Source organism: Pseudoalteromonas sp. MQS005 (assembly GCF_001661605.1).
In the GTDB taxonomy this organism is placed as follows: domain Bacteria; phylum Pseudomonadota; class Gammaproteobacteria; order Enterobacterales; family Alteromonadaceae; genus Pseudoalteromonas; species Pseudoalteromonas tetraodonis.
Genome location: NZ_LYRQ01000025.1, coordinates 32,150 through 50,686 on the forward strand (window position 1 = coordinate 32,150; position 18,537 = coordinate 50,686).

At 38.6% G+C, this 18,537-nt stretch carries 21 protein-coding genes; 12 read left to right on the forward strand and 9 right to left on the reverse strand.

Annotated features, from left to right (window positions below):
* Nucleotides 1-56: 56 nt before the first annotated feature.
* From A9479_RS10325 to A9479_RS10335, 3 genes are read left to right on the forward strand one after another with little or no spacing between them, the layout of a single operon-like run.
* Complete coding sequence (locus tag A9479_RS10325) at nucleotides 57-782, forward strand: AAA family ATPase (RefSeq protein WP_064663374.1); 726 nt, start codon at nucleotides 57-59, stop codon at nucleotides 780-782.
* Between the two features lie 22 nt (nucleotides 783-804).
* Nucleotides 805-1,482 (forward strand): hypothetical protein, encoded by a 678-nt coding sequence (locus tag A9479_RS10330; protein ID WP_064663375.1) that lies wholly within the window; start codon nucleotides 805-807, stop codon nucleotides 1,480-1,482.
* Entirely contained in the window at nucleotides 1,479-2,240 is a 762-nt protein-coding gene (locus tag A9479_RS10335) for a metallophosphoesterase (RefSeq protein ID WP_064663376.1), read from the forward strand. The genes A9479_RS10330 and A9479_RS10335 overlap by 4 nt, the downstream gene beginning before the upstream one ends.
* Nucleotides 2,241-2,485: 245 nt before the next feature.
* Here A9479_RS10335 and A9479_RS10340 read toward each other — a convergent pair whose 3' ends face one another.
* From A9479_RS10340 to A9479_RS10350, 3 genes are all read right to left on the reverse strand, one after another.
* The gene (locus A9479_RS10340) at nucleotides 2,486-3,613 is read right to left on the reverse strand and encodes a hypothetical protein (RefSeq protein WP_064663377.1); all 1,128 of its coding nucleotides are present in this window, start codon (nucleotides 3,611-3,613) and stop codon (nucleotides 2,486-2,488) included.
* 94 nt (nucleotides 3,614-3,707) lie between these two features.
* Complete coding sequence (locus A9479_RS10345) at nucleotides 3,708-5,678, reverse strand: DUF2779 domain-containing protein (protein WP_064663378.1); 1,971 nt, start codon at nucleotides 5,676-5,678, stop codon at nucleotides 3,708-3,710.
* 132 nt (nucleotides 5,679-5,810) lie between these two features.
* Complete coding sequence (locus A9479_RS10350) at nucleotides 5,811-6,032, reverse strand: hypothetical protein (RefSeq protein ID WP_005492642.1); 222 nt, start codon at nucleotides 6,030-6,032, stop codon at nucleotides 5,811-5,813.
* A gap of 102 nt (nucleotides 6,033-6,134) precedes the next feature.
* On the opposite strand from A9479_RS10350, the gene A9479_RS10355 reads away from it, so the two are divergent.
* Nucleotides 6,135-6,491, forward strand: coding sequence for a hypothetical protein (locus A9479_RS10355; RefSeq protein WP_005492643.1), 357 nt, complete (start codon nucleotides 6,135-6,137; stop codon nucleotides 6,489-6,491).
* Entirely contained in the window at nucleotides 6,484-6,669 is a 186-nt protein-coding gene (locus A9479_RS10360; protein WP_040649468.1) for a hypothetical protein, read from the forward strand. Before A9479_RS10355 ends, A9479_RS10360 begins: the two co-directional genes overlap by 8 nt.
* Before the next feature lie 246 nt (nucleotides 6,670-6,915).
* Here the strand turns inward: A9479_RS10360 and A9479_RS10365 are convergent, their stop codons facing one another.
* The 3 genes from A9479_RS10365 to A9479_RS10375 all read right to left on the reverse strand — a co-directional run bounded on the left by A9479_RS10365 (nucleotide 6,916) and on the right by A9479_RS10375 (nucleotide 8,019).
* Nucleotides 6,916-7,149, reverse strand: a complete 234-nt coding sequence (locus tag A9479_RS10365; protein ID WP_005492646.1) for a hypothetical protein — start codon at nucleotides 7,147-7,149, stop codon at nucleotides 6,916-6,918.
* A 57-nt stretch (nucleotides 7,150-7,206) separates the two neighbouring features.
* The gene (locus A9479_RS10370; protein ID WP_005492647.1) at nucleotides 7,207-7,620 is read right to left on the reverse strand and encodes a hypothetical protein; all 414 of its coding nucleotides are present in this window, start codon (nucleotides 7,618-7,620) and stop codon (nucleotides 7,207-7,209) included.
* A 102-nt stretch (nucleotides 7,621-7,722) separates the two neighbouring features.
* Nucleotides 7,723-8,019, reverse strand: coding sequence for a hypothetical protein (locus A9479_RS10375; protein WP_005492648.1), 297 nt, complete (start codon nucleotides 8,017-8,019; stop codon nucleotides 7,723-7,725).
* A gap of 82 nt (nucleotides 8,020-8,101) precedes the next feature.
* Between A9479_RS10375 and A9479_RS10380 the strand changes: the two genes are divergently transcribed.
* The 5 genes from A9479_RS10380 to A9479_RS19700 all read left to right on the forward strand — a co-directional run bounded on the left by A9479_RS10380 (nucleotide 8,102) and on the right by A9479_RS19700 (nucleotide 11,899).
* Entirely contained in the window at nucleotides 8,102-9,202 is a 1,101-nt protein-coding gene (locus A9479_RS10380) for a WYL domain-containing protein (protein WP_005492649.1), read from the forward strand.
* Between the two features lie 436 nt (nucleotides 9,203-9,638).
* Complete coding sequence (gene hisF, locus A9479_RS10385; protein ID WP_033103129.1) at nucleotides 9,639-10,415, forward strand: imidazole glycerol phosphate synthase subunit HisF; 777 nt, start codon at nucleotides 9,639-9,641, stop codon at nucleotides 10,413-10,415.
* Entirely contained in the window at nucleotides 10,409-11,023 is a 615-nt protein-coding gene (hisIE, locus tag A9479_RS10390; RefSeq protein WP_013463284.1) for a bifunctional phosphoribosyl-AMP cyclohydrolase/phosphoribosyl-ATP diphosphatase HisIE, read from the forward strand. The genes hisF and hisIE overlap by 7 nt, the downstream gene beginning before the upstream one ends.
* A 157-nt stretch (nucleotides 11,024-11,180) precedes the next feature.
* Nucleotides 11,181-11,696: a hypothetical protein gene (locus A9479_RS10395; RefSeq protein ID WP_028834563.1), complete on the forward strand. Its 516-nt coding sequence runs from the start codon at nucleotides 11,181-11,183 to the stop codon at nucleotides 11,694-11,696.
* A gap of 14 nt (nucleotides 11,697-11,710) precedes the next feature.
* Nucleotides 11,711-11,899, forward strand: coding sequence for a DUF1289 domain-containing protein (locus A9479_RS19700; RefSeq protein WP_016900157.1), 189 nt, complete (start codon nucleotides 11,711-11,713; stop codon nucleotides 11,897-11,899).
* A gap of 16 nt (nucleotides 11,900-11,915) precedes the next feature.
* Here the strand turns inward: A9479_RS19700 and A9479_RS10400 are convergent, their stop codons facing one another.
* Nucleotides 11,916-12,575 carry an NADPH-dependent FMN reductase gene (locus A9479_RS10400; protein WP_064663380.1) on the reverse strand — a complete coding sequence of 220 codons (660 nt, stop codon included), beginning with the start codon at nucleotides 12,573-12,575 and terminating at the stop codon, nucleotides 11,916-11,918.
* Nucleotides 12,576-12,643: 68 nt separating this feature from the next.
* The gene (locus A9479_RS10405; RefSeq protein WP_008112587.1) at nucleotides 12,644-13,915 is read right to left on the reverse strand and encodes an O-acetylhomoserine aminocarboxypropyltransferase/cysteine synthase family protein; all 1,272 of its coding nucleotides are present in this window, start codon (nucleotides 13,913-13,915) and stop codon (nucleotides 12,644-12,646) included.
* A gap of 327 nt (nucleotides 13,916-14,242) precedes the next feature.
* Between A9479_RS10405 and A9479_RS10410 the strand changes: the two genes are divergently transcribed.
* Both A9479_RS10410 and A9479_RS10415 read left to right on the forward strand, forming a co-directional pair.
* Nucleotides 14,243-14,506, forward strand: coding sequence for a hypothetical protein (locus A9479_RS10410; RefSeq protein ID WP_064663381.1), 264 nt, complete (start codon nucleotides 14,243-14,245; stop codon nucleotides 14,504-14,506).
* A gap of 98 nt (nucleotides 14,507-14,604) precedes the next feature.
* The gene (locus A9479_RS10415) at nucleotides 14,605-15,048 is read left to right on the forward strand and encodes a T6SS immunity protein Tdi1 domain-containing protein (protein WP_064663382.1); all 444 of its coding nucleotides are present in this window, start codon (nucleotides 14,605-14,607) and stop codon (nucleotides 15,046-15,048) included.
* A 1,213-nt stretch (nucleotides 15,049-16,261) separates the two neighbouring features.
* Here the strand turns inward: A9479_RS10415 and A9479_RS10420 are convergent.
* Nucleotides 16,262-18,433 carry a S46 family peptidase gene (locus tag A9479_RS10420; protein ID WP_016899731.1) on the reverse strand — a complete coding sequence of 724 codons (2,172 nt, stop codon included), beginning with the start codon at nucleotides 18,431-18,433 and terminating at the stop codon, nucleotides 16,262-16,264.
* Nucleotides 18,434-18,537 lie beyond the last annotated feature (104 nt).

An 18,537-nucleotide genomic window follows, 5' to 3' on the forward strand; every position in this document is an offset into this window, starting at 1 on the left:
TGTGTCAGCTACCTAAGGTAAGCTACCAATTAGACACTTCAAGAGGAAATTTTTAAATGACTAAACAACAAGTAACAGTTCTAATTGGCCCTGCATGTACTGGTAAATCTACTTATGTTCTACAACGTAAATTTGATTACGTCGTATCTTCTGATGACATCGTAGAAAAAATAATTAACGGCCATAATTTGACTTACAAAGAATTCTTTGAACTCGAATTCAACCACCCTATCCGTCGCGAACAAAGAGCTTTGTTTTTTAAGTCGGTTCAAGAGTCAAAAAAATACAAAAACATTGTTTGGGATCTTACCAACCTTACTAAAGCAAATCGGCAAAAGGTTTTTAAACATTACCCTAATGCCAACTTCCACGCTATTGAGTTTGTATTTAAAGGCAAAGAGTATTTCATTTCTAAAACTTGTCGCTGGCGTTATCAAGAAACAGGTAAATTTATTCCTGAAGATACTCTTAAAACCATGTTCGATAAATATGAACCAGTATCAAAGCTAGAAGGTTTTGACACAATTTCACGCGAAGAAGCATTACCAGCAGCCGTTTTGATTTTAGACGATGAAGATTTTGATATTCATGCCCCACACCTCAATGCAGCAGAACATGTGAAGTCGTTAAAGGAATTTCTTGATTCTTATTTTCCCTACATCAGTGACTTGGATGGTTATGACGACGTGTTTAAAGAAAATGAGTCTTCAATTCTTTGTGCCGTTCACGATTTATCCTCATTAACAATGAAACACTACAACTACTATGTTGTATTAATGTAATAAGGTTTGACTAGGAGTCAGGATGAAATACAACAGAGAAATTAATCAGCTAGAAAACGCAGGAGCTGCCGCTGGAAACATAATCGGTGCAGTGGCAATTAATGGCTTCATGGGTCTATCAAACGTTGGAAAGTTATTTGTTGCTGCTATCATGTTATTAACAGTTTTAGGTGCTGATCCAGTTCTTATAGTTGGATCAGGCCTTGCGCTTTTCTTTGCTCTAGCCCTAGTACCTAATTTATTAGGTTTAGGGATTATGATCTCCGGTGTTTATTGGGGATCTTATCATTGGGAATGGCCTAGCTGGCTATCCCTAGCGCTATACTTTTTACTCATATTGACTGCCTCATCTATGCATTTGTTAGAATTAGATGATAGTGGTGATTTGCAAAAATCACCGGATATTCTAGCCACTACTCAATTATTGAGTAGCATTTCACTATTAGTATTGGGAGCTGCAAATTACTGGGAGTTTAATATCTTAAACCTAGAGGTGCATGGGTACCATTTTGCTCTTTGGTTTATAACAGCTGTGTTTGCGCAAATAACCGCTGAGGCAACATTATCTGATAGAAAACTTGGAAATGTATTCAATTACTTATTTTCAATACTTGCAACCTATTGGTTTACTGCAATATTTACGCTAGATCCTCTTCTTATCAATAGCACAACAGAACTAATTAAAGGGATTAGACTATGAAGTTGGCATTATTTTCAGACATTCATAATGAATTTGAGGTCTGGACCCCACCAAAAATTGACGCAGACGTGGTCATTTTAGCGGGTGATATACACTCAAAACACCATGGCATACAGTGGGCTAAAGAATTCTTTGAGTTGCCGGTAGTCTACATTCCGGGAAATCATGAATATTATGGTTCAAATATCCAATCGATTAATAGAAAACTAAAAGAACAGTCTAAAAACTCAAATGTTCATGTATTAATCAACGATAGTGTCGAAATAAATGGCGTAAAGTTTATCGGCTCTACCTTATGGAGCGATTTCAAACTCTTTGGTGAATCGCAAAGACAAGAATGCATATTTAATGCGAGTGCAAAAATGAACGACTTTCAGCGCATATGCATAAATGATAACGGTAAATACAGAAAACTTAAGGTATCCGATACCATCGCGTTTTTTGATAATTCATTAAATTTCATTGAAAACGAATTAAAAAATAGCAATACAGATAGAAATATTGTGGTGACGCATCATGCACCTTCACCTCAATCAACGCCAAAACAATACCAAAGCGATCTACTTTCGGCTGCATTCTCTTCCAACCTAGAAGAGTTTATTAAAAAGTACACAAATAAAATTGATGTATGGGCACATGGGCACACTCATCACAGTGTAAACTATCAAATTGCAGATACAAGAATAATTTCAAATCAACGCGGTTACTCCAGTATCGAAAAATTTAATCTCGATTGTGGCTACATTGTTGAGATTTGATTTGGTAACTAATTGGATAAAAATTAGATAGATTGTGAATACAGAAATTCAGTACGTATCTTCTTCATTAAATAACCGGCTGAAAGTGCAATAAACGTACTCACTTTTTTAGACATGTCGTTAACCTCGATTTTTAAATCCAATACAGATCAACTGAAAACTGGGACTAATTTTGTCCCAGTTTGAATTTATTCATTTTATAAACGGCGTTATTGTATGAGGGAATGAAATTAATCTTCCAATATTTAAGCTGCCTTTTTGGCCCTATAGGTTACTTTTCCTAAGCCGGAAGGGGGAGTGTCAATTATTTCAAGAGTAACTCCAGATTGGGAGAAGAACGTTGGCTTTTTTAGGGCGCTACATATTGCAGTTAAGTCTCCACCTAGTTCCTTTCTAATGTCACTGGAAGTAAACTCAATAGATGGTCCCTTTTTTAATCCTTCCTTAATGAATTGCAACGCAAATGTTCTAACTAAATCTGCTGTTACTTTTGAATCTTTAGATCTTGAGCGAGTACTATAGTTCTCTACTTTGTCTTTACTATCATCTTTGGGTTTTAATTCAGGAAAATCATAGCCGATCATAAACAGAGCTGCTTCAACTTCTCTAATATTGTTGAATTTATTACGGCTTGCGCCTTTAGATTTATTAAAGGCTTCTGTGATAATCCAATTCGCCCAAACGTTAGATATTGCATGAGCTTTATGGTTACTTCCCCATTCTTTAAATTTTAATTCAGTGCCAGCTATTTCAGGTAGTCGATTAGAGTTGCCCTGCCCTTTGGCTAGTTTTATTTGTAGATATTCTGGAATTTCAAAGCGTTGTGTCTTTTGACAAAAAAGTATTATCAAATAAGCTAGGGCTGCTGCCACTCTAGAGTCATAAATAATGAAAGTATCAGGTTTAATAAAAGCGTAAATTTTTGTAAAGCCAGCATTAGAACGATATTTATTACCAAAATTATTTACGTCGATATTACTATTAGTAAGTAGCTCTAAAGCTTCAGTAATATTTTTCTGTACGTCATTTACATTGTCTAACCATTCCTTATTAGATGTGTATAACTTTAATTTATCTGTGTTGCCTGCTCCCCAATAAAGAGTTTCAGTACATGCTTGATAGAATGATTCTTTGGTGTTCGACGTTTTAAATTTTTTAACTAACAAGTCAACATCTGATTTATTAGTTTGATAATCAGAGCCGTTCCAATGGTACTTATCAAAGCCACAATATAAGGATTCAAATTCTATTTCTTTTCTGAGTTTTCGGTCGAAATATTTGTGATTTAGCGACATATCACCACTGATCATACTTGCTAAAAAATTAATAAATTCTGCTACTTCAGGATTGCTTAAATAGTCATTTTTATTCATTATTACTTCCTGCCAACTAATGTAGGATAACTAATCCACTTATTTGTATAGTATACATTTAATAGGACAACTGACGTCCTATTAAATCAAACTATTAATTAATCATTTCTCGCCATGCCTCTTGGATCATCACCATTGCCAATGTGTCTAGCTCACAATACATCAATAGTCCGCGTTCAAGTTCTTTTCTTTCATAATCAGACATCTCAGTGAACTGGAGCCGAGCGTATGCAGTTAATGCTAGGCCACCATTATTTAGTTCATCGGATTCTGATAGCAGCTTTATGTCATGCTCAGATGCTTCTGTGAACATTTTTGGCAATGACTTATACGGATCTTTTACTTTTCCATTGTCATCAAATTCAATCCAAGTTTTGTTCTTAAAATTTAGGCTTGGTAATTCCTTGGTCCCATAAATAGGTTGTTCGTATTTTTCTTGTAAAAATTGAGAACTATTTAAAATGGCTGGCAGTACAGCCTTAATAGAGTTTGAGCCACCTGTGGCAGGATCATAATAATACTTTTTCACCAGCTCCCATTGGTCAACCATATTTCTATCACCGAGCCAGTTGTCTTTACTGTTGTTGGAAGACTTAGTGATTGACTTAATGAAATCGCAAAGCTCGTCTTTATCCACTTCAGCCGATAGTTTTAATTGCTGATAAACCATATTGAGGTAGGCATTCTCATGGTTGGAATATCTGAAAATAGTGCCGTTGTCTTTTTCTAATTGAGCTTTTAACTCCCTTACGAAATTGAAGTTCGGGAACTCTCCAATCTGTGAGCTAAGAAATTGACCCGCATGATCCACTCGTCCATCTTCGTGCAAGATATGATGAGAAAACTGGAAAGCTATGCCTTCGTATGGCGACATCCCTTTATAAAATGGTATCGCCACGGCACAGGTTTCAAAGTCGATAAAATGAAGAGGGTAAGTCCAAGATGCCATTTCATTTCGCATGCTATCAACGTCGAAATATACACTAGAATCCTTGTCTTGCACTTTTTCTATTTGAAGCCACTGCCTTTCTTTTAATGTAAGCGCTGGGTTTGATGATTCTTCATAATTGATATCCTCTGGCGAAAGGTCTTTTAGCTTTACTTTGCCATTTTCTATACAGCGATTTGAACCTCTATAGTTAGAGATGCTTAATACTGTTGGTTCATTAAAATCTTCGTCACTCCAATGAAGTTGTTCTTTCCAACATTCCTTAAATCCATTTTTAAAGCCATTCGCCTCATCTTCTTCCGAGCATTTGAACTCACAACTTTTACACTTTGAGCCGATAACTGGCATCACCTTTTCATCATTAGCGTACTGTTCAGCTAGCACTTCGATATTAGGGATGAAACCTTCTGCTGGCATACCCGTTTGTAATTCGGTTTCATAAGCAATTTGAACCGCTTTGTCGGTATTTACCTTTTTGAGAATTTTTACTGATAAGTCTGATGCAGATAACGAATTAGAAACAGACACACCGCGTCTATTCCTGTCATCACGAGTTAATTTAAACTTCTGATTTAAACCATCTACCGGGCAAGGTGTATCTTTATCAACTACCATCAAATAGCTGCTGACAATCGCACTGGGTATCGTCTGTTTTAAAACGTATTTTTGAAACGCCACGTCTAAAATGTATGGCTTCCACTTTGAATCTAACTTTCCAGATTTGTTTAAAAAGTCTTTATCTTTTTTAGCCGAATATGACTTGGCTTTAACTTCAATGAGCTGATATTCATTGCCTTGTTTAACTAAAATATCAACACGAACAAATAAGTTGCCAAAGCGAATAGCAGGCTCAAAAATGATGACGTTGTCCTGCTTTAACAGCTCATTAGTTTGTTGAACCGATTCTTCATAATCTAAAGAAGTAATGTCATGACCTTCAGGGTAATAGCACTTAGCTAATTCACCCACCTGAAAACCGCCATCAGCTAATGAGGCAAGAAAAGGGTCATCAAGCTTGTTATCCAAGTATTCTTTTTTGCCCGTATAAAACAGTTTAGTTGGACACTCAGTAGCTAACTTAAATCGTGATTTGGTCAAATACCTTGGTTGGCTCATTTTTATACTTCCTTAAATCAAGTCTTTCCATAAGTGTACTTTTAGCTTAGGACACGCAACGTCCCAATTAACCATAAAAATTTGAATATTTACAGTGAAACTACAACTTCTTCATAAAGTTATATGTGACATTCAGCACCATGCATTTGAATACACTTCATGAATCCGTCGTGGTAAGTCATTTTTGATCTCGAATGCTTCACAGGCAGAAGTCCAAAAGAGAAAACTGTATTCGTTATCTTTTTGTTTATCTAATAGTGAAAGTTTGATTTGTTCTATATGAAAATCGTATTCAACTTTACTGTGAATTACGTGATCTCCAGCCCAAATTAAACATAACTCTAAATTAGTCATAGCGACCTCCCAAAACAAAAGATTAGCTGGCTATTGGGACAAAAAGCGTCCTAACTTTTCCGTAGGCTTATTTAAACAGTTAAATTATAAATGAGTGAATCAATGAATCGCGAAACAGTTAATGAAGAACACTTTTTAATTAGCATTGAGCCAAGCACGGTTGCTTCAGCTTATCTGTTAATAGCCCAAACAGGAGTCTTATTCTCTGAAGATTTAAGTTACAGGTTAGCTATTTCAGATATTCAAATTGATAAGGCTAAAAGTCAAAAATCTTATCTATTCTTTAGAGCACAAGCAGAAATACATGACATTTCAGGAAACGACTCAAACTTCGTTGAATCAATAGCCGCTGTTGGTAGCTTGTCTCAAATTTATCACTATTTAGTTACTCAGTTTGAACTGTTTTTGATTCAGAAAGGGTTAAACATAGTAGTATTTCAGGAGGAAAAGGATGCATAAATGCCTCTATATAATACTTGCTCTAAACATTTCTGGCTGTGCAATTACCAACTCTAACTGTGGCTTACCTGCCGATGTATATAGCAAGGTTAAACAATACAACAGAGGCCCAATAAATGGCGCCATTGATGACAATCTCGACGGCAAAATAGACCAATATGAAGCTTTTGGGCATTAGGATTTCGAACAGCTCTCAAGAGTTTTCCAATCAGGCGAACCAGATCAAGAATATATTTGGACGAACATAGATACATGCTACGTATTTAACGTGAATGTAGAAGATTACTTTGAAGATTCTAAACGAGGTATTTTATACCAAACATGCAGAAAATTTACTTATTCAGTGACTAACCCAACAGGCCAAAAACTAGGTTCGGGAGCAGGCCAAGCCTGCCGGAATTTTGCTACCCAAAAGTGGGAAATCTTATGATTTTAATTTAGGTGAACCTGTATGTTCAAGCTTCACAAAGACTTCACCTATAGACTTACCTGCAACTTCAGCCTCATAACCGTAATGTGCAGGTCCAATATCAATTTCTAGCTTAACACCAGATGGCTCCATATCCATTTCAACTTCGGCTTCAGATTTTCGACTTACTAGTCTTAAGTAATTTTCAGTCGCCTCTTCACTAAACTCTATAATTAATAGATTCGCCATAATTCACCCTATCGTTATTTGAGTATTTTCTCAGCAAAAGAGAAAATGCTACTACCCTTAAGCTCCCCAAGCATCAAGCAGCCACCAACAAAAGCCTAATAAAGCAATGTGAGGAGTAAAGAAAAGCAAATAACTCCACCATACTTTCGAAGCTCTATTCGTTATAGCTGTGATGGCTTGTTGTTTTTTGTATTTAGGCGCAGTTTCGTCACTTAATCTTTCGATATAGTTAATATCGATACACTTGATTCGAAGCTCTCGATCCTGCCATTTATCATACCAGCGCTTTGCTCTCAGCAGTGTAATGGTTCCGATAAAAGCACTAACCCAAAATAGAGTATCTCCTCTCATCACTACAATAGAAAACATAACGCCAAGTTTACCCGCACCAATTAGGAAAAAGCCGTTTTGAACACACTCATAAACAGGGTTAAAGCCCCCAATATAGACTTCTTTTGGTTGATACTGCATAAAAGCACTCCTAAATATTTAAATGTTGATCATTGTCAATCTGGGTGTGTCCACATCGTTTAATGTGAAATAATCTAATAAGGTCTTGATTGGAAGTTTTCATTAGTGCATCACCCTTTCTTCAGAAAGTAATGTTGATTGAAATTGCTTGAGTTCATCGACCAGTTTCGTCAGGTCAGACATGACTGCTGAGTCAGCTGCTTTTTGTATACTTGATTCTAAAGCTTCTTGAACTGAGAGGATCAGGCATGAAATAACGTACTTTTCTCTATTAGTATTTAGTTGCCCTAATGAAAGTTGATTAATCACATTTGTAATTTCTGTACTCGTTGAAAAGTCTTGATAAAGCGAGGGTTCACAAAACATTTTCATGACATTTAATAGTTGTTCAGACAGCATAAAAGTTACTCCTCGATTGACATTAGTGGCATTTTAAAAGAATATCGAGACAACACTTGTCCTATAGGGTTTACTCACTTGTATGAAGTCATCGAATTCAGAATTTAGAAACGCGATCGTGCGAAGCATTGGTGTCGGTGAAGATAAGGCAATTAAAATAAAAGATTTAATTGAAAACCGACTGTCTAGCTTTAGAAAAGAAAGCCAAGACTCTTTTGATTCTTTCAAGAAAAACGCATCTCGAATTATCACTTCTATACTAGATGATGAAGGAGAAGGACTCTGTAGAGTAAAAAAGGGAAATGCTTATTTATATTACTGGACCTCACAAAAAGACAAAGATGATGCTGTTGAACAGTTTGAAATGTCAGAAGAAAGAGCGTTTGCATTTGCGTTTATTAAAGAATATCTGCCGGAGCTAATTCCTCCTCATATTTTTTCAGCGTTACAAACTGAATTCAAAAGAGCTGAAGAAGTATTAGACCATTCAGAGCTTACAAAATATTTGTCTAAAATAGATTTCAATCCGATGGGTTATGACATGCATAGCGTATTAGATCACGAGTCAGCCACAATTGAAGAAAGAAAATCTTGGCAGTTTGTATTTGATTGTACATTTGAAGAACAGTGCTTTTCTGCTAATTACCAATCAATTCACAAGAGTTTTGATGCAAAAGAATTAATCTTATCGCCTCAAAGAATTGTACTGTTAAACCAACACTTAAAAGTACTGGCTCATGAGCATAATACTAATACGACGAGATATTTTGAAATAGGCAAATTGCATGATTTAACTGCGTCAAAAGAGCAGTTTATTGAAGTCAAAAAAACAGAATATGAAACAAGAGAAAAGATCTCAGCTATTTGCCATACATGGGTTAAAAGTAATTTTGAAGCCACCTCTATAGCTGATAAAGCGACTTTTACTAAATTAAAGACTGATGACTGTTGGCTAATTGAAATGGAGTTAAGTTTTCCAATTCACTTCAATAGAAAAGAGCCAGATCCTTTCTTTATTGCAAATTATTTAAGTGGATTTTCAGATTCCATCGTTGTTTTGGAGCCTGAATTCTTGCGACGAGAAATGCTGCGAAGAGCCGCTAGCTTAGTGCAAGCCTACACTGTCCAAACCAACTCTGAATTAATAGTATCTGCTAGCCCGAAAGCCATGACTAGAAATTAGTCTTAACTTGAATTTTTTGAACAATTATTACTTGATTCGAATCTACACTTTCGTGAATTTAAGAACTATCAACTTTTAATTGCGAAGGTACATCTGTCAGCCAGAAATAACTAGCCTAAAGATTTACTGACTTAAGGATTCAAACCGTCGAGAAAACATAAGCCCACTCCCCTTATAATTAGCTGAGTTTTGTTATTAAGAATAATGATAACAGTTATTACACTTATGTATTAACTAACTGCTTCTTATGCGTTATATTCCTAGTCAAACTCAATAAATGTGACGATTTCAGCAATGCGACGTTGAATTGTTATTCAAACATTATTAGATAAATAATATATTAAGTGTAGCCTATGTGTATCCATTTTAAATCAAAATCAAAAACCGAAAAAGAAATACCCCTTAAATATCAAAATATTAAACTAATGGTGACACTATGTTATCAAAACGCATAATTCCTTGTTTAGACGTAAAAGACGGCCAAGTCGTTAAAGGCGTTAAATTTAAGGGCCATGAGGTAGTCGGCGATGTTTTAACACTTGCTAAAGCCTACAGTGAAGCCGGTGCCGACGAACTGGTATTTTACGAGATCAGTGCAAGCGTTGAAAAACGATTACTCGATGTAAATTGGGTAGAAAATATTGCCCGCCATATCGATATTCCATTTTGTGTAGCGGGTGGCATTAAATCGGTAGCCGATGCAGCGCGCGTACTTGAACGCGGCGCTGACAAAATCAGCATTAATAGCCCTGCCATTGCTCGTCCTGAGCTTATAAAAGAGTTACACGATGAGTTTGGCAAGCAGTGTGTGGTTGTCGGTATTGATAGCTTTTACGATGAAACAACCGGTGAATACTTAGTGTATCAGCTTACAGGCGATCCTAATGCCTCAAGCCGTACTCGTTATAAAACCCAAGAGTGGGTTCAGCGGGTACAAGACTTAGGCGCTGGCGAAATTGTTTTAAACTGTATGAACCAAGATGGCGTTCGTAATGGTTACGACAACGAGCAACTAAGCAAAATACGCGAGCTATGCGACATTCCTTTAATCGCCTCAGGGGGCGCAGGCACAATGCAAGATTTTGTTGATGTATTTAAACAAAGCAAAGTAGATGGTGCACTCGCAGCCAGCGTTTTTCATAAAAACGTGATTAACATTGGCGAACTAAAACAATTTTTAATAGATAACCAAGTGGCAGCCAGATTATGCTAGTAACGCAAGAAAACCTAACTCAAGTTGATTTCGCAAAAAGCGAGATGATCCCTGCCATTGTTCAAGATGCACGCTCTGGCGTTATTTTAATGCAAGGGTTTATGAATAGCGAAGCACTTGCTGTCACGCTTGAAAGTAATAAGGTGACTTTTTATTCGCGTTCTAAATCGCGTTTATGGACCAAAGGCGAGTCATCAGAAAACTACTTAAACGTGGTCTCTGTGCATACAGATTGCGACTACGATTCAATTTTAGTATTGGCAAATCCAGAAGGGCCAACGTGCCATTTAGGCACGCAAAGCTGTTTTGGCGATGCTGCAAAACCAAGCTTAAGCTTTTTAGCGCAACTTGAAGATGTGATTGTTGCACGTAAAAACGACGATCCAGCTAAAAGCTACACCGCATCTTTATTTGCTGAAGACTTAAGCCGCAGCTGCCAAAAAGTAGGTGAAGAAGGCGTTGAAGTGGCGCTTGCGGCAATGAAACACGACAACAATGAGCTTACTAACGAATCGGCTGACTTGTTGTATCACTTAATTGTGTTACTACAGCGTCAAGGCTTAGAGCTCACCGATGCAGTTGCTTGCCTACAAGGGCGTCATAAGTAAAACCGCCTGTTACTGTGTGCGCCATTTTGTGGCGCACTCAGTATGTTAAAACCATAAATTCATTTTAAATTACACCTTGCGAATAGCATTTACTCCCTCCCTTAGGTATTCTTTAGTTAACGTCCAAGGAATAGCTATTACAAAAGGATAGCGCATTATGAAAACCTATATATCGCTGGTATTAACTGGCCTAATTTTATCTGGCTGTAGCAGTTTAACCACTGAACAAAAAGCTAAACTAGATAACCTAACTCCCTGCGAAAAAATGGATGGGCTGATTGCCGCCTATGACAATCGCTTTGCAGCGTTAAAAGACACCAAAGTAAAAACACCTTATTTAGATGTGTGGAGCGCAAAGTACAACGTATTTGGCAATAACTGCCAAGTAACCAGCTTTAACAATCAAACCGTGACCTATCGCTGTCAAGAAAACTACAAAGACCAACAACAAGCCGTTGCCATGCATCAACAAGCCGTTGAGCTCACTCGCCAATGTCTAACAAAAAATAGCAACTGGTTAGAAACACAAAAAGAGTCGGAAACCTCTCTGCGCACCACCTTTGTACTTGATGATAAATCGCCGGTTATTTCTGTTTATACCAGCAAAACCTTATCAAAAATTAAAACCTGGTCTACCTCGTTAGAAGTAGGAAAGCCCGTCGCCACTAAATAATTACGAGAGAATGTATGCGCCTAACACCCAGTAAACAATCCACTCATTTAAAAACAGACTGTATCGGTGAATGTTATAGAATGAATGGCTACTGTACTGGGTGCGGGCGCACAAGTGACGAAATATTCGACTGGATTATTTTAACCGATGAGCAAAAGCAAGCTATATTGGCCTCCCCTCGTGAAGATGCCAAAAAAGACTAGCTTAAATTTATAACCATTAAGGCGCATTACGTTGTGAAGGGTCACGTTTAAAGTCTTTACTTAATCGCTTAGGGTCTAACGCTTCACGTTGTTTGCTAGCACCTTCTGCCCACCAAATTAATTGATTAAAGGTGCGCGAAAAATAGCTATCCCACGATATTTGCTCTGCCGCATTATTTGCGTCACCACTTTCAATAAACACGTCTTGCGCTTTTGGTACATGGATCATTGCTGATACCGGCAAACAGCCCAGTTCACTTAAAAAGCTGCGCATACCAACAGCAGCGCGCACGCCGCCCCACTGCCCTGCAGAATAGGTAACAATTGCGCTGGGTTTATAGCCAAATAAAGAACTACCAAAGTGGTTTAGCAAATTAGCGAGTGCCGGACTCATCGAATGATTATATTCAGGGCTCACCATAACAAAGCCATCGCTGGCTTTAATTTTTGCTGCTAAATCATCAAGTTGTTTAGGTACCTCAGCCTGCGTATAGGCAAAGTGCGGTTTAAACACAGGGTCTAAATCATAATCGAGCGGATCAATAAGCTCTATTTCATGCTTAGAGTAGTGCTCAAGCAAACAACGCTCACATGCTTTTGCTACTCTCTCCCCTAAACGCGCAGGCTTAGGTGGGCTACTTTTTCTAACCGAACCGAGAAAAATTAAAAATTTCATGTATCTGCACTCCTTTTTGATTACAAAAATAAATACCTCAAAAAAGTTTGAGGTATTTACTGTACAATTTAGGCCTTATCAAGCGCTTGGCTTACATCGGCAATAATATCGTCAATGTTTTCAATACCCACCGATAAACGAATTAAATCGCGGCTAACGCCCGCATTGGCCAGTTCTTCATCATTTAATTGGCGGTGCGTAGTAGATGCTGGATGACACGCCAGCGATTTAGCATCGCCAATATTAACCAAACGTAAAATCATATTGAGGGCATCAATAAAGCGCGTACCGGCTTCAAGGCCACCGGCAATGCCAAAACTTAAAATACCTGACGCTTTACCATTGGTAATTTTTTGGCTCATTTCGTTATATGGGCTTGATTTTAATCCCGCGTAATTAACCCACAGCACCTTAGGGTGGCTCTCTAGGTATTCAGCAATTTTTTGCGCGTTTTCGCAGTGGCGATCCATTCTTAGCCCTAACGTTTCAAGGCCAATTAAAATATCAGAGGCGTTTTTAGGCGCAAGCGCCGCACCGGTATTTCTAAGTGGTACAACGCGACAACGACCTATAAACGCCGCCTCAGCAAACGCATCGGTATACACTACATTATGGTACGACGGATCAGGCTCATTCATCATCGCAAAACGGGTGGCATTGGCTTTCCAGTCAAACTTGCCCGAATCAACAATCATGCCGCCAATAGCGGTTCCATGGCCGTTAATGTATTTAGTGAGTGAGTGCACCACAATGTCGGCACCTAACTCAAATGGACGACACAGATACGGCGTAGCCACGGTGTTATCTACAATTAAAGGCACCCCTTTACTGTGGGCAATTTTCGCAAGGCGAGCAATATCAACAATATTCCCAGCAGGGTTACCAATTGACTCGCAAAAAACCGCACGGGTGTTTTCATCAATCGCGTTTTCAAAGCCGTCAAAATCATCGGCTTTAATCATCCGTGCTTCAATACCTTGGCGCGGCAAGCTGTGAGCAAATAAGTTATAAGTACCGCCATACACTTGGCTGGTGCTCACAATATTAGTGCCCACCTCACATAAACATTGAATTGCATAAGTAATGGCCGCCATACCCGAGGCCACCGCCAGCGCACCAATGCCGCCTTCCATCGCCGCAATACGCTGCTCAAGTACGGCATTGGTTGGGTTCATAATGCGGGTATAAATATTACCAGGGACTTTTAAATCAAATAAATCAGCGCCATGCTGCGTATTATCAAAAGTGTACGAAGAGGTGTTATAAATCGGCACCGCCGCCGACTTAGTGGTGGCTTCAGATTCATAACCATGGTGCAACGCTAAAGACTCAAGTTTCATAATTTATTCCTTCAATATAGTTACATCTAACGTAGCATTTAATGGTTACAAAGTGCACATGAAATATACTAAAGAATGTTAAAGGAATTTGATTGAATGCTGTATCTAGCTAAGTGTTCAAACTACCGTTTGCTCATATATTCAAGAAAATGAGCCAAGCGCGCATGTTATTCCTCTAAGCGTTGCTTAAATACAATAAAAAACTAGTGATAGTAATATGTTAGGTAATTTGTTAAAACTATATAAAATAGAAAAGTGAGCGCAGCGCTGGTATAAATATGCGCGGTGAGCGCACTATTAAATTGTTATGCATAAAAAGGACTCGGCTTGGTAAATATTGAAAGTACAGCAACGATTATCTCAACGCTTTTTGTTTTAATTTTGTTTATGTTTTTTGGTATCAATTTGGGTATGGTTGTTTTAGAAAGAAAAATATCTACTGCCAGCGGGCAAACGTTTGTATCAGGTTTGGCCAAAATGTTAAACAAAACAGAGAACCCTCACAGCTACAAGCAATCCAGGGTTTACTTGGTCGGTAGTGTTGTTTCTCTGTTAGCATTTATGGCTCTTTTAGAGTTTGGCTATGCATAACAATCAAATGTTGGGGACACAAACACGCGGGCTGCTTCGCAGTATAGCCCACGTGTTTGTGCCGCCAAATTAGGGCGTTAGCTTTCTAGGAAGTTCAGATGACATTAAATGACTTAACGGTAAATTTCTCGCACCTTGAACGAGACTCTCTGTTATCTGAATGGGAGTGGTTATTGGATGGAGAATATTTACCTATATTGCTTTCAGCTTCCGGTGATGCATTTGTTCAAAATATAAATAATGGCCAAGTTTGGTGGCTAGACTCAGGAGGCAGTGAGTTCTCACAAGTAGCGGAGACACCTGAAGGCTTCAATGAGTTGTTAGCCGATAAAGAGTTCGTTATAGAATACTTTGCAGTTCAAATGGTAGGTGATTTAATAAAATCAGGTAAATCATTATCACACAACCAAATTTATAGCTTAACAAAACCTTGGCTGTTGGGTGGTGAGTATAAAATTGAAAATATTGAACCAACTGATATTGAGGTTCATTTTTCCCTAACAAGTCAAGTGGCACAACAAGTTGGTGTAAGCGAAAGCTAACAAGGCCGTTAAAAGTACAAGGAAATTTATGAGTCTGTGCCCTCGCTGTGAACATAAATTAGATGTTTTCAGCCTTTCTTTATCTGCATTCCCGTTTTACTTTAAATGTGCCAATTGTCAGACGAGATTGAAACTTATCAGCTCAAAATTATTTTGGGCTATATTTTTATTGTATTCGGCAGTCGTGTTTACATTGATAATGTATATTCCAATTTTTAGCAAATATGGTTTAGGCGTAATATTAGCCATATTAGGCTGGTTCTTTGTTTACTATAAATCGTCACCTTACATACTCAGCAAAGATAACGTTGCACTATATGGTAGTGACTAGCTAAAAACAGCTTTGTTTTATATCTTCCTCTAAAAGCGCAGCGTCTCCTCGCCCTCTTTGTGCATAAATCACTTAAAGACCTTATTACACAAAGAGAAGTGGATGGGAGGCTTCGGGCTACGAGGCGCGAGTAAAATGCTAATGCCCATAAATACGCGATATGAAATCGCTGCTACAAAAGACATTTACTGATAAAAACAATTTTTGCACCACAGAGAATTCCGAGGCGCTTTGCGCTACACAGAGGTGGATTGATATCTTTTAAGCATTTCTCTGTGAACTCTGTGTCCTCGGTGGTAAATGCTTATTTAGGCTTAACTCTGACGCGATATAAAGTCGCTGCTACGAAAGACATTTACTGCTAAAAAGAGTTTTTTCACCACAGAGAATCCCGAGGCGCTTTGCGCTGCACTGAGATGGATTGATATCTTTTAAGCATTTCTCTGTGAACTCTGTGTCCTCGGTGGTAAATGCTTATTTAGGCTTAACTCTGACGCGATATAAAGTCGCTGCTACGAAAGACATTTACTGCTAAAAAGAGTTTTTTCACCACAGAGAATCCCGAGGCGCTTTGCGCTGCACAGAGATGGATTCATATCTTTTAAGTATTTCTCTGTTAACTCTGTGTTCTCGGTGGTAAATACTTATTTAGGCTTAACTCTGACGCGATATAAAATCGCTGCTACTAAAGATACTTACTGCTAAAACAAATTAGCTCCCCCCGCAACCCGAACCTCGTAGCTCTTAGCCCGTAGCTCTTAGCCCGAAGCCCGTAGCCCGTAGCCCGTAGCCCGTACCCTAAGTTAAATTAATCAAAAATGTTTAAACAAAAAAAGGCGTTTCCGGTTAAGGTAAGCGCCTTTTTGTTATTTTAACTGCTTCTTATTTTACGATTTTCATTTCGTCTAATAAGTTTTGTGCGTTATCTACTTTATCCATAACCCACAGCATGTAACGTGAATCCACATGGATTGAGCGATTTAGCTCTGGGTTGTAATCCCAATCACCAATAATGCTTTCGTACACACCGTCAAACAGTAAACCCACCAGCTCAGCTTTACCATTTAGTGTTGGTGAACCTGAGTTACCGCCAGTTGTGTCTACGTTTGATAAAAAGTTAACCGGTACGGTATTCATGCCACCTGTGTAATCACCATAAAGCTTCGCTTTAATTTGCTCTTGCAGCTTTTTAGGCGCATTAAATGGGTCAACATCGGTGTTTTTAGCAAGCAACCCTTCAAGTGAGGTAAACGGCGTGGCCACTAAACCATCTTGCGGAGAATACCCGCCTACCGTGCCGTAAGTTACACGTAATGTGCTGTTTGCATCGGCGTAAACCGGTTTGTTTTGCGCTTTATTAAAGGCAATAATCGCACTCATTAACTCTGGGCGAGCGGCTTGTAACTTACCTGCAAGGGCTTTTGACTTATCTTCCTCAGCTTTCATTACCGTGAATATGGCTTTTGCATACTGCATGAATGGGTCTTGGCTTTGGTTTAATTGGCTAAGCGTTTGCTCAAATAATGAATTACGTACAATTTCGTTATCAAGCGTTGATTTAGCGTACATTTCATCAAGTAATGCACTTTGTTTTGCTTTATCAAACCCATTTTCTAAAGCAAAGGCTTTATCAATTTCACTAAAACGCTCTGCTTTAGGTAATGCTGCATATTGCTCTAAAAAGTGCAGTAATATAGCTTTATCTACGTTTGCGTCAAAGCGACGAGACATACGCTCTAAACCCGATTTAATACGCGGTAAATCACGTTCTTGATAACCCGATTCACGCTCGCTATTTGGCTTTTGTTTTTCATAAGCTAAACGGTATAAACGACGTGCCGTGCTGATCATTTGTGAACGGTGAACATAGCCTACCATACGGTCGCGCTCACTGTGCTCTTGCGATTGTGCAACAAGTGCTGATAACTCATTAAGTACGTTACCGTAGCGCTGTTTACGTTCGCTATCGCTGTTTATCCAGCTTGTAAGTTCTTGTTCAAACTGCTTTTTACGCTCGAACATGGTGCCTTTTTTAAAGCTTTCGATCATCGAGCCATAGTTTTTAATGTAGTTGTTATAACCAGCTATGGTACTTTCGTAAGCAATACGCGCTTTACTGCCATCTTCTGAGTTTTCTTCAATTAATGACACGTATTTAGTATTGTGCATGCGCGCTTTAGGGTAGCTGTCGTTAAATACATAATCGACTTCTGCCGCAATACGGTAACGATTGGTTCGTCCTGGATAGCCAGTAACCATGACAAAATCACCCTCTTGTACGCCTTTAGCACTTACACTTAAGTAAGACTCAGGCACGTACGGTACGTTGTCTTCGCTGTATTCTGCTGGTTTGCCGTCTTTACCTACATAGGCGCGGTAAAAACCAAAATCGCCTGTGTGACGCGGCCACATCCAGTTATCGATATCGCCACCGTATTTACCTACGCCCATAGCAGGTGCATACGCTAAACGTACATCTTTAATTTCCAGCGATTTAATAAGGTAAAACTCTAAACCACCATGAAACGAATATACATTACAACGGTAGCTAGCATCAGCTTCACACTCTGCAACGAGGGCTTTTTGATTTTTTTCTAACGCATCGTAGCGTGCTTTTGCACTTAGCTCGTTAGTGCCGCTAATTACTTTATCAGTCACGTTGGTCACTGTTTCTGTAACGTACACACGTGAACCTGGCGCAGCAGGTAAATCTTCAGCCGGTGTTTTTGCTAAAAAGCCGTTTTCAAGTATGTTGTTTTCAGGCGTTGAATTATATTGCACTGAGCCATAAATACAGTGATGGTTAGTAACAACTAAGCCCTTTGGCGAAACAAACGAGGCTGTACATCCGCCTAAGCTAATAACCGCATTCATTGGAAATTCGGTTAATTTTGAAATTGAATCAACACTGATTTCAAGGCCTTTGGCTTTTAAAATTGATTCCAGCTCTGGTAGCTGATGAGGTTGCCACATACCTTCATCGGCATTGGCCGCAGAAGAAAGTGCCAGTGAACAGGTTGCTACCAAAGTGGCAACAAGAGGTTTTAAACGCATTATAGAATCCCTTTTATTATTGAACCTGCAGATTACTCATTAAGTATGAGTAAGGTCAACTGCGCTGAGATAAATTGTTACAATATAGCGCCCAATAAACAAAA